The organism is Hominimerdicola alba 8 (genome assembly GCF_000178155.2).
Lineage (GTDB): Bacteria > Bacillota > Clostridia > Oscillospirales > Ruminococcaceae > Hominimerdicola > Hominimerdicola alba_C.
Genome location: NZ_ADKM02000092.1, coordinates 20105 through 31091, shown reverse-complemented (window position 1 = coordinate 31091; position 10987 = coordinate 20105). Strand labels below are relative to the sequence as shown.

The window sequence follows — 10987 nt, the reverse complement described above, 5'->3', positions numbered from 1 at the left end:
TTGCGCCAACGTATGTGTAGCTGTCGAGCGACCAGTATTCGCCGTAAGTTTCGTCCTTGACAGTCAGCTTGCTGATAAGAGTGCTCTTAAGGTCTTCGCGGGGTGTGGGTGCGGCAAAAGCTGTATAGCCCATAACTGAGCCAATCATGCCGTTTGTGCCAAGTGTAAGCGATGAACCTGACTTGATATCGATGGAATAAATATCGAAAGGCTTTTCGCCCTCGCCATCGGTCACGCCCAGAATATAGCCTGTCTTTGTGAAACTGCCCAGCCATGCGGGAAGTGTCACATTTCTCTGGTCCATAGCCACATAAACGGTGATATCCTTAGCGGCAGTCAGTACTGCAAGGTCAGCATCGGTCTTTTTGGAGTCGCATGCTGTCACGATATGGTCTGCGCCTGCCAGTATATCGGGCAGTGTAGTGATGGTGAAATCGCGGTCACCGAAAGCCTTTGCGCCCACAGCTGTATTCTCAGCCAGCGACCAGTAAGAACCGTAAGTGCTGTCCTTTACCGAAAGACTGCTGATAAGCGATGTGCTGAGCACAGCGGGGGTAGTAGTACCCGATGAAGATGAAGCCGAACCGTTTATGAAAGCGGGTGTCCAGTTGTTCATGTAGTTTTTCAGCTTTATGTTAGCCGCATCGCTGTCAGATATGATGTGACCCTTTCTCTTTGAGAGGTCAACAGCTGTGCCGTTAGCCAGCTTAGTGCCGTTCTCCTTGAAGCCGTCAACGGTTTCGGGCTGAACGCCGCTCATCGAATACCAGCCTGCCGCATTTATCATACTGCTGTTCTGCAATGTGGTATTTATGAACATTACTTTTGCGGTCTGCGCCCAAGGTCTGCCAAGATAGCCCGCAGTTACGGTGAGGTCGGGGTTAGCAGTCACTTTGCAGTCGGAGAAGAGGTAGCCTGTATAGGAGTCGCCCTGTTCCCTTGCGGCAGTGATATAGCCGCCTGTCGAACCTGAACTGTAGCCCTTCCAGCGGAGTTCGCACTGGTCGAACACAGCGTTGCTTCCGCCGAAGATGTAGTCGGTCTGACCCTCTATAAGGCAGTGCTTGTAGTACTGGGGCGAACCGCCTGTGTAAAGTGTATCCTGACTGCTGTAGAATTTGCAGTTGAGGAACTCACAGTAAGCCGCATCAGCCGAGAAAGCCGCCGCTCTCTCAGTGTATGACTTTGACTGAACGTCAACACCGCTCTTGCGGGCAACGGTCAGTGTTTCGTTGGTGCATTCAACGCCGTCAGCTATCTCTTCGCTGGTGATATAGCGGTTGAACGAGTTCTCGAAAACTATGTTCTCAGCCTGAAAATATGTTGCCTTAGGCCAAAGCTGTACAGTTGCGCCCCAGCGGTAGTTGGCAACATTCTTGCCGCTCTTCGACTTTGCCAGCGAACTGTCATAGTAGCCCTTTGAATTGGCACTGTAGTACTTGTAGCCGATACCGTAGTACCATGTCAGCAGTACATCGCCCTTTGAAGGCTCGTCATTGACGAACTTGATGTAGGGGGTCTGCACCACCACCTGCTGGCGGTATGTGCCCGGTGCGATGTGTATCGTGACCCTCTGTGACTCACTGGTCGGGTTGATGGAAGCCGCCTTGTCAACGGCTGCCTGTACGGTGGAGTAGCTATTGCTCTTGCCCGAATAGCCGACATAAAGGTCGGTAGTCGCCGCGTAAGCAGTCCCCACAGGGAAGACCACCAGCACAGTCAGCACCAATGCAAGGGCAGAGATAACAGACACCATACGCTGAGATAAACTCAATGTTCTGTGTTGCATATTTACACTCCTTTTCCCTGTATGATTTGTACATACAGATTATAATATTATGATTTGCATTATACCACATTATATCCGAAATGTAAATTCAAAAAACAGTCATCACTAGAATTTTGGCGTAATAAACTTCATTTGTTAATGTCACTTGTGTATTATGCTGTCATTTTTGTGAATGATATTTGTATGTACAACTGCGTCATTTTATTAGAATGCCCAATACAAAAATATCCCCCGACAGCGGATATACCGTATCGGGGGAAAACTTATCTCAGTTCACCGTGTTTTTCATAGTCTGCCACGCGGACAGCCTTGTTCTTTTCGTCAACGAATACGACTTTCGGTGAGAAGCACTTCAACTCTTCGGGGGTCATATCAGCATATGACATGATTATTACAGGGTCACCTACCTGACCTGCCCTTGCAGCTGCACCGTTCAGGCATATCATACCGCTGCCGCGTTCACCTGCTATAACATATGTTTCTATGCGGCTGCCGCTGTTGACATTGACGATATGCACATGTTCATACTCATACAGACCCGCTGCATCTATCAGGTCTTCATCTATTGTGACACTGCCCACATAATTAAGTTCAGCCTGTGTTATGACAGCGCGGTGTATCTTGCTTTTAAGGATAGATAATCTCATGCTGCCTCCTTAAATATCTTCGGTGAAGAAATTGTCTATCAGGCGGGTACTGCCGATATATACCGCTATGGCACAAAGCGCAGGGCGGTCGATGACAGGTATCTGCTGCATTGTGGCAAGGTCAACTATCTTGACATAGTCTATCTTGGCAAGTGGTTCGGCGCTGATATGGCGCTTCATGGCATCGGTTATGGCGGCGCAGTCGTTCTCACCGTTTCTGACCATGCCGATACCTATATTTATAGCCTGTGACAGCACCAGTGCTGCCTTTCTTTCCTCAGCATTCAGGTAGGTATTGCGCGAACTTTTCGCAAGACCGTCTTCTTCGCGCACTATCGGGCAGCCGATTATCTCGATATCCATATTCAGGTCATCGACCATATGTCTGATGACTGCAAGCTGCTGGGCATCTTTTTTGCCGAAATATGCCCTGTCAGGCTGAACTATGTTGAACAGCTTCGACACAACAGTGCAAACGCCCCTGAAATGCACAGGGCGGCTAAGCCCGCAGAGTTCCTTTGTCAGCACATCCATATCAACAAAGGAGGAAAATCCTTCGTGATACATCTCGCTCGGTTCGGGATTGAATATGATATCGCCGCCGTGTTCTTCCACCAGTGCCGCATCACGTTCGATATCGCGCGGGTAACTTTCAAGGTCTTCGGTTGGACCAAACTGCATCGGGTTCACAAAATCAGATACCACCGTCCTGTCATTGTCACGGTGAGAAGCATCTATAAGGCTTGCATGACCCTCATGCAGATACCCCATAGTCGGCACAAGACCCACGCTTAGCCCCTGTGACTTCCATTCCTTTACCTGTCTGCGTACTTCATCTATAGTCTTTACTATCTTCATTTTACTCATACTCCTTTGCTATGGCTGATATCACATCTTCATCTATCGCATATGTGTGTTCTTCTGACGGGAAACTGCCGTCCTTTACCGCTGTGATATAGTCAGAAACGCCCTGACGCATCACTTCGCCCACATCTGCAAATTTTTTGACGAATTTCGGAGTATGACCGACGGTAAGCCCCAGCATATCCTGATAAACAAGCACCTGACCGTCACAGCCGCTTCCCGCGCCGATGCCGATGGTCGGTATGACCAGCTTTTTGGTTATTATTTCAGCCAGCTTTGCGGGTATGCCCTCCAGCGTGACCGCGCATGCGCCTGCCTGCTGTATCTTTACAGCATCTTCAATGAGTTTTCTTGCGTTGTCAAGGCTTTTGCCCTGAACCTTGAACCCGCCGAATACATTGACTGACTGCGGTGTAAGTCCCAGATGTGCCACAACGGGTATCGAAGCATTTACGATGGCACTTATCTGCCCGCAGACCTCAGCGCCGCCTTCCAGCTTTACAGCATTTGCGCCGCCCTCCTTTATAAGCCTGCCTGCATTGCGCACCGCATCTTCTGTGCTGACCTGATATGACATAAACGGCATATCGGCTACCACAAAAGCGTTATTTGCACCTCTCGCAACGGCGCGGGTGTGATGTATCATGTCCTCCATAGTGACAGCGAGGGTGTCATCATACCCAAGCATCGTCATACCGAGCGAATCCCCGACCAGTATGGAATTCACACCGCACTCGTCAAAGATGCGTGCAGTCGTGTAGTCATAAGCGGTAAGCATCGTTATCCTGTCGCCCGATTGCTTCTGCTTAAGCAAGGTCAAAACTGTGTTTTTCATAAGCATGTACTCCTTTTTATTATGTTACCTTTCCGACTTGTTCGGATAAGATACATGTACAGGGCAGTCCTGCATTTTACATTATAATATTATATCACAGGATATCTTACTTTTCAAGTGACAGCATGCCGAATTTACACACTTTTGCATGGCTGTCACACATATCTTTGAACATACTTTCAGTCAGAAATTAGATGATGTGCCGTCAGGATCGCCTCGAATTAAAATATTTACCATTTTTTAGGTTAATGTAAACTTAAAAATATTTGAAAATGAATATTGACAAACGTTTCGGTATGCTGTATAATAATGCTGTTGCGAAATATCGCTGAAGAGTAAAAATACGTTCGTTAAGTGTTGGCTGAACGGGGAGTTGTCAGTCAGACGAAAAGCGTGTGCTTTTAGCATCGGCTTGCGGTTCGTATTTTGCATCCCGCTTCATAGGGCAAAATAAAAGACATCACGCCTTCTTTTCTGTCGTATGAGTGAGGAAAAGGAGGATTTTTTTATGAACACAAACAATTCAACAGCAATCGAGCCGAACATAAAATTATTCGGCTCAACAAAGGTACTGGCGGCGGCATCTATCTTCGTGGCACTCAGCATAGTGCTGGGCAAGTTCTGCGCCATCAACATCGGTGACAGCATACGCATCGGATTCGGCGGTCTGCCTATACAGATGGCAGGCATGTTCTTCGGACCTGTCATCGGCGGGGCGGTAGGTCTTGTGGCTGACTTGGTGGGCTGTCTGCTGAGGGGCTATTCCATCAACCCCATCATCACTGTGGGTTCGACCTGTATCGGTCTTGTATCGGGTCTTATGTTCCACAATGTACTTAAAGGCATAAAGCCTGTTATACCGAAGATAGCCATATCTGCCGTATGTGCACACATCGTTGGTTCGATGATAATAACTTCTTTCGGACTTTATGTGTACTACCACACACCGATGCAGACCCTCTTCATGCGCGTACCGATATATCTTATCACTTCGGCGGCTGAAACTGTCATAATATCGGCGCTTATGTCCAGCAAGGCATTCATGCGCGAACTTGAAAAGGTGAGAAGATGACATACACCGAAGCGCTCGACTACCTGAAACTTGCTTCCGAAAGGGGCAGTAAGCTGGGGCTTGAACGTGTGGAAGCACTGATGGGACTGCTGGGTGACCCGCAGGAAAAAGTGAAAGTGATACACGTTTCGGGCACAAACGGTAAAGGCTCTTTCGGGGCGATGCTGACATCTGTACTGTGCAGTGCGGGCTATAAAACAGGCGGATTTTCTTCGCCTGCCATAACTGCCGTTACCGACAGTTACCGCATCGGCTGTAAAGAGATAACAGAGCAGAGATTTGCCGATATCATCACAAAAGCCGCTCCCCTGTGTGAAAGCATGGACGACAAGCCCACCGAATTTGAGGTGCTGGCGGCGGCGGCATATCTTCTGTTTGATGAGGAAAAGTGTGATATCGCAGTAGTCGAGTGCGGTATGGGCGGTGATACCGATGCCACAAATGTTATGACCGCTCCCATGCTTTCAGTGATAACCAATGTTCAGTCAGACCACTGCGGTTTTCTGGGAAGCACGATCGCTGAGATAGCCTCACACAAGGCAGGCATAATCAAACAGGGTCGCCCCGCATATTTCGGCGGTGACAGTGAGGAAGCACTCAATGTCATAAAAACAAGGGCGGCTGAGATGTCTGCACCGCTGACTTTGAAGGATCTCTCCCCCGTTTCAGATGTTCGGTATTCTCTTGACGGCATAAGCCTTACGTGGAAAGGTCTGCCGCTGAACACTCCCCTGTGCGGCTCTTACCAGCTTGACAATATCGTAAATGTGCTGACATGTGTTGATATCCTGAGAGATATTGGCTTTGATATAAGCGATGATGCGCTGAAAAAGGGTCTTGCAGAAGCAAAGTGGCATGGCAGGTTCGAAATACTCCGCCGTGAGCCGTATGTTATATTTGACGGCGCACATAATCCCGACGGCATACGCTTTGCGGCTGATACTATATCCCGCTATTTCGATAAAAAAGCGGCGATACTTATCGGCGTTATGGCAGACAAGGAATACAGCCTGTATGCCGACATGCTGGGCTGTTACATCGACAAGGCATTCACCGTAAGACCCGATAACCCCCGCGCCCTTGACAGCGGAAAGCTGGCTGAAGTCTTCAACGGAAAAGGCATAGAAGCCGAGAGTTTTGAAGTACTTGCAGATGGTGTGCGCAAAGCATATTCTTACGCAAAAGAAAAGGATATCCCGCTGATAGCATTAGGCTCGCTGTATATGTACCGCGAGTTCACAGCGGCGCTGGAGAATTGCTAGATCGTGCTATACGGGCATATACCACAAGCTGTGTCAGCGTTTTGCGCCGCACAGCTTTTTTCTTATGCAGACAAAAAAGCCCGCCCTCCCGAATGTCAGAGAGGACGGGCTTTATCTATAGCAATCCAACTTTTTAAATTCACAAAATCCAGTCGCAAAAGCTGGGATCTATGGGTTTTGTGACTGGATTTTGTCTGAATTTTGAGGCGGATTGCTATATATGCCTGCTGCGGTATGGTTAACGTACTTGTGTGGGATATATCATTGGGTGTATGCAGTCAGGCTTAACTTGAACGCTTGTTTATTCTGCCACGCAGATAACATAGCAGCCGTCAGGCTGTGAGTAGTTTACACTTACGACCTCGCCCGATGCGAAACGCTTGCTGGGTATATACTTTATCATATAGCTTTTGCCCAGATAGTTCACCCACTGTTCAGCGGCTTCGGGTGTGCCGCCCTTGAATGTGTTCAGAACATAGTTCATCACGCCATCATAGTCTTTAATCTCATATTCTTCTTTCAGAGTGGGCACATAGTATGCCACATTATGATACATCGATTCATATTCATCATATCTGTATGTATTTTCTGCGTGTTTCCACAATGCACCATCTTCCAACTCCATGTAATATGCAAGCAGCAGCTTCTCGCCCACATTGTAGAGATCGGTATTGTCTGCCTCATCGATAGTTTCAGCGTAAGTGCCTGCAAATTCATCATCGTATTCAGATATCCTTCTGCCGATAGGTATGATAACTACCATATCGCCGCTTGCCGCATCGTATTCTCTGAGCTGTGAAAGGTATGGCACCAGTTCACTGCCCTTGAAGCATCTGCCGTCAAGTCTTACAGTGCATCTGAAATATAGTCTGCCCACGTTTTCAATTTCATCTTCGGTGTACTCGCTCAGCGGCTTGAATTCATCGGTGCGTGTCCTGCCGTATATCTCCTTAGAAGTCACTGTGCCTTCGCAGATGAAAGCAGCTTCATCTACCTCCCGCCTTGCATCATCATTTATATAGTTATCCTCATCAAGGCTGTAGTCGATATCAGCGGTGCTGTCTGCCTGCTGACTGTCAGCAGATGGATCGGTGGTGTCAGCCTTTGACGAACTGTCTGCCGCCGCTGTGCTGTCATTTACAGTGCTGACGGGGGTGCTGTTATCCGAATTTGTACCGGTGTCTGTCTTTTTAGCACTGTCATCTTTGAGCACTACAACGTTGCTGTTGTCTGCCTTTTCTGCGGCTGATGTAGTCTTGCCGCTGTCATTTTTCTTCTCCTGTTTCTTCTCCGCGCTCTTCTCCGATGTGCTGTCGTCTGCATCGGGGGCAGTTTCGTTATCTTCTTCATTCACCTCTGACGAAGTATCTTCATCGGAAGAAGTTACAACCGTTGACCTCACCTTGTCGGGTCTTGACGAAACTTCCCTGTCGTCCGATGCTCTCAGTCTGTGCATAACGAATGTGCTGCTGCCCAGCATAACGAGTGCGCACGCCGCTGCTATTATTCCTTTGCTGTTTCTGATGATCGCTGTACTGTTTGTCATGATATTTTTCTCCTTGTTCTCTCTTTCTCTGATGATTCTCTCGTCCGAACGTTCGCCGCCGTTTTCCGCCGCAAGAACGTTCTCTAGTATCCTGTTCTTAGTATCTTTATAATACTTTTGAGCTACGTCGGAATAACGCATGGCTCCTGTCCTCCTTTACTGTTTTTTTCAGCTTTTTCAGCATTCTGTACATCTTTGTCTTTACTGTTGACTCCTCCATATCAAGCACTGATGCCGTTTCTCTCAGCGTCAGCCCTTGACCGAAATGCAGCATGAAGATGTTGAAAGCTGTGATGTCCGACCTTTTGAGTACTGCCATCACTTCTTCATAAGCTGTGCATTCGGTCTTTTCCAGTGCAGTCAGCGCATCGTCATCGGGGATATCATAGTGATCATCTATGTTCTCGACGGTTATCTTGTTGCGCCTTACCGCATCTGAGCCGTAATGATCCGACAGATCATTTTTGGCTATCCTCAGAAGATAGTGCTTCGGGTTGAGCACCGTTGCGCCGCTCAGCATTTTTCTGTAAAATGTTAAGTAGACGTTCTGTATCAGATCCTCTGCATTCTCGCGCGTGTCCGCTTTGGACATGATATAACGGTATATGTAGTCATAAGTGTCATCATAGATCTTCTGAAACTGCAATGTCACATCTTTTTTGCTCAATGCCTCACACCTCCTTCCGTGTGGGGGGCTTTCTTGCCCCTTCCGTAATAATAGACCCCTGCGGCTAAAATTTAGTTTCACTTTTTTTGGGGAGATCTTGCAAGTTTTTTACAGTTTAAACGATCAGCCATTGATGTATGCAGTCAGGCTTAACTTGAACGCTTGTTTATTCTGCCACGTAGATAACATAGCAGCCGTCAGGCTGTGAGTAGTTTACACTTACGACCTCGCCCGATGCGAAACGCATGCTGGGTATATATTTTATCGTATAGCTTTCGCCCAGATAGTTCACCCACTGTTCAGCGGCTTCGGGTGTGCCGCCTTTGAATGTATTGAGTATATAGTTGGTAATGCCTCCACGTATGTCTACATCATAATCACCAATAGATAAATAGTAAGAACAATAGTGATACATCTTATCAATGAAATCATATTTGAACAGAACCTGTTCATCACGTAACCTGCCATCGATATATGCACGCCCGTAACGTTCGATCAATACTTTATCGCCTATATTGAAGATATCGGGTGATCCATTTTTGATATAAGTTAAGTAATAATCTGTAGAGATACCATTGTTGATGTAGATCTCTTCGTCTGCCGGAACAGCTAATGACATTTCATCTTCGATACCCGTATTCATAGCATAGAAGGGCTTCATATCTTCACCCTTCAGGCATATACCATCGAGCTTTACGTCAAATCTTATATACAGACTTCTCACTTTTTCAAACTCTTCGGGAGCATATTCGCTCAACGGCTTGTATTCACCGTCTACTGAATCACCGTAGATTTCCTTTGAGAACACCGTACCCTCGCACAAGAAGAAATCTCTGTCGATCTGCCTATAAAGATCTTCATTAACATAGCTGTCCTCGTCCAATGAGTAGTCAATATCAGCGGTGCTGTCTGCCTGCTGACTGTCAGCAGATGGATCGGTGATGTCTGCCTTTGACGAACTGTCTGCCGACGCTGTGCTGTCATTTACAGTGCTGACGGGAGTACTGTTATCCGAATTTGTACCGTTGTCTGTCTTTTTAGCACTGTCATCTTTGAGCACTACAACGTTGCTGTTGTCTGCCTTTTCTGCGGCTGATGTAGTCTCGCCGCTGTCATTTTTCTTCTCCTGTTTCTTCTCCGCGCTCTTCTCCGATGTGCTGTCGTCTGCATCGGGGGCAGTTTCGTTATCTTCTTCATTCACCTCTGACGAAGTATCTTCATCGGAAGAAGTTACAACCGTTGACCTCACCTTGTCGGGTCTTGACGAAACTTCCCTGTCGTCCGATGCTCTCAGTCTGTGCATAACGAATGTGCTGCTGCCCAGCATAACGAGTGCGCACGCCGCTGCTATTATTCCTTTGCTGTTTCTGATGATCGCTGTACTGTTTGTCATGATATTTTTCTCCTTGCTTTCTCTTTCTCCGATGATTCTCCCGTCCGAACGTTCGCCGCCGTTTTCCGCCGCAAGAACGTTCTCTAATATCCTGTTCTTAGTATCTTTATAATACTTTTGAGCTACGTCGGAATAACGCATGGCTCCTGTCCTCCTTTACTGTTTTTTTCAGCTTTTTCAGCATTCTGTACATCTTTGTCTTTACTGTTGACTCCTCCATCTCAAGCACTGATGCCGTTTCTCTCAGCGTCAGCCCTTGACCGAAATGCAGCATGAAGATGTTGAAAGCTGTGATGTCCGACCTTTTGAGTACTGCCATCACTTCTTCATAAGCTGTACACTCGGTCTTTTCCAGTGCAGTCAGCGCATCGTCGTCGGGGATATCATAGTGATCATCTATGTTCTCGATAGTTATCTTGCTGCGCCTTACCGCATCTGAGCCGTAATGATCAGAAAGATCATTTTTGGCTATCCTCAGAAGATAGTGCTTTGGGTTGAGCACCGTTGCGCCGCTCAGCATTTTTCTGTAAAATGTTAAGTAGACGTTCTGTATCAGATCCTCTGCATTCTCGCGCGTGTCCGCTTTGGACATGATATAACGGTATATGTAGTCATAAGTGTCATCATAGATCTTCTGAAACTGCAATGTCACATCTTTTTTGCTCAATGCCTCACACCTCCTTCCGTGTGGGGGGCTTTCTTGCCCCTTCCGTAATAATAGACCCCTGCGGCTAAAATTTAGTTTCACTTTTTTTCGATATCCTGCAAGTTTTTTATTCTTCTACAGTTTAAACGATAAAGCGCCTGACACTGCGGTGCTTTTTAGTCAGACAGCACAGTTTGTCCCTCTGCTGTCTTATGAACGTTTTGTTTTTATCCATGACCGACATCTCAATTTATCAGCGGTGCTAC

The 10987-nt window shown here is 47.2% G+C and carries 10 protein-coding genes and 1 riboswitch; of the genes, 2 read left to right on the top strand and 8 right to left on the bottom strand.

Features of this window, described 5'->3' with window-relative positions:
• From CUS_RS11280 to panB, 4 genes are all read right to left on the bottom strand, one after another.
• Positions 1-1789: pectinesterase family protein (locus CUS_RS11280; protein ID WP_002850789.1), on the bottom strand; the 1789-nt coding region annotated here is incomplete at its 3' end.
• A gap of 263 nt (positions 1790-2052) precedes the next feature.
• On the bottom strand, positions 2053-2436 hold the full coding sequence (gene panD / locus CUS_RS11275; RefSeq protein ID WP_002850775.1) for an aspartate 1-decarboxylase: 384 nt from the start codon (positions 2434-2436) through the stop codon (positions 2053-2055).
• A 9-nt stretch (positions 2437-2445) separates the two neighbouring features.
• On the bottom strand, positions 2446-3294 hold the full coding sequence (gene panC / locus CUS_RS11270; protein WP_002850782.1) for a pantoate--beta-alanine ligase: 849 nt from the start codon (positions 3292-3294) through the stop codon (positions 2446-2448).
• A 1-nt stretch (position 3295) separates the two neighbouring features.
• Positions 3296-4135 carry a 3-methyl-2-oxobutanoate hydroxymethyltransferase gene (panB, locus tag CUS_RS11265; protein ID WP_002850785.1) on the bottom strand — a complete coding sequence of 280 codons (840 nt, stop codon included), beginning with the start codon at positions 4133-4135 and terminating at the stop codon, positions 3296-3298.
• A gap of 329 nt (positions 4136-4464) precedes the next feature.
• Positions 4465-4576, top strand: a riboswitch (THF riboswitch).
• Positions 4577-4643: 67 nt separating this feature from the next.
• Between panB and CUS_RS11260 the strand changes: the two genes are divergently transcribed.
• The gene (locus CUS_RS11260; protein WP_002850787.1) at positions 4644-5207 is read left to right on the top strand and encodes a folate family ECF transporter S component; all 564 of its coding nucleotides are present in this window, start codon (positions 4644-4646) and stop codon (positions 5205-5207) included.
• Positions 5204-6469 carry a bifunctional folylpolyglutamate synthase/dihydrofolate synthase gene (locus CUS_RS11255; RefSeq protein ID WP_002850777.1) on the top strand — a complete coding sequence of 422 codons (1266 nt, stop codon included), beginning with the start codon at positions 5204-5206 and terminating at the stop codon, positions 6467-6469. The genes CUS_RS11260 and CUS_RS11255 overlap by 4 nt, the downstream gene beginning before the upstream one ends.
• A 301-nt stretch (positions 6470-6770) precedes the next feature.
• On the opposite strand, the gene CUS_RS11250 is transcribed toward CUS_RS11255, so the two are convergent.
• From CUS_RS11250 to CUS_RS11235, 4 genes are all read right to left on the bottom strand, one after another.
• Complete coding sequence (locus CUS_RS11250; protein ID WP_002850765.1) at positions 6771-8156, bottom strand: hypothetical protein; 1386 nt, start codon at positions 8154-8156, stop codon at positions 6771-6773.
• Positions 8122-8682 carry an RNA polymerase sigma factor gene (locus tag CUS_RS11245; protein WP_002850790.1) on the bottom strand — a complete coding sequence of 187 codons (561 nt, stop codon included), beginning with the start codon at positions 8680-8682 and terminating at the stop codon, positions 8122-8124. The genes CUS_RS11250 and CUS_RS11245 overlap by 35 nt, the downstream gene beginning before the upstream one ends.
• Positions 8683-8848: 166 nt before the next feature.
• Positions 8849-10216 carry a hypothetical protein gene (locus CUS_RS11240; RefSeq protein ID WP_002850768.1) on the bottom strand — a complete coding sequence of 456 codons (1368 nt, stop codon included), beginning with the start codon at positions 10214-10216 and terminating at the stop codon, positions 8849-8851.
• Positions 10182-10742 (bottom strand): RNA polymerase sigma factor, encoded by a 561-nt coding sequence (locus CUS_RS11235; RefSeq protein WP_002850749.1) that lies wholly within the window; start codon positions 10740-10742, stop codon positions 10182-10184. Before CUS_RS11235 ends, CUS_RS11240 begins: the two co-directional genes overlap by 35 nt.
• Positions 10743-10987: the final 245 nt, after the last annotated feature.

Coding starts and splice junctions, on each gene's coding strand:
- panD (WP_002850775.1), bottom strand. CDS start 2,436: ATGAGATTATCTATCCTTAAAAGCAAGATACACCGCGCTGTCATAACA.
- panB (WP_002850785.1), bottom strand. CDS start 4,135: ATGAAAAACACAGTTTTGACCTTGCTTAAGCAGAAGCAATCGGGCGAC.
- panC (WP_002850782.1), bottom strand. CDS start 3,294: ATGAAGATAGTAAAGACTATAGATGAAGTACGCAGACAGGTAAAGGAA.
- CUS_RS11255 (WP_002850777.1), top strand. CDS start 5,204: ATGACATACACCGAAGCGCTCGACTACCTGAAACTTGCTTCCGAAAGG.
- CUS_RS11250 (WP_002850765.1), bottom strand. CDS start 8,156: ATGCGTTATTCCGACGTAGCTCAAAAGTATTATAAAGATACTAAGAAC.
- CUS_RS11260 (WP_002850787.1), top strand. CDS start 4,644: ATGAACACAAACAATTCAACAGCAATCGAGCCGAACATAAAATTATTC.
- CUS_RS11240 (WP_002850768.1), bottom strand. CDS start 10,216: ATGCGTTATTCCGACGTAGCTCAAAAGTATTATAAAGATACTAAGAAC.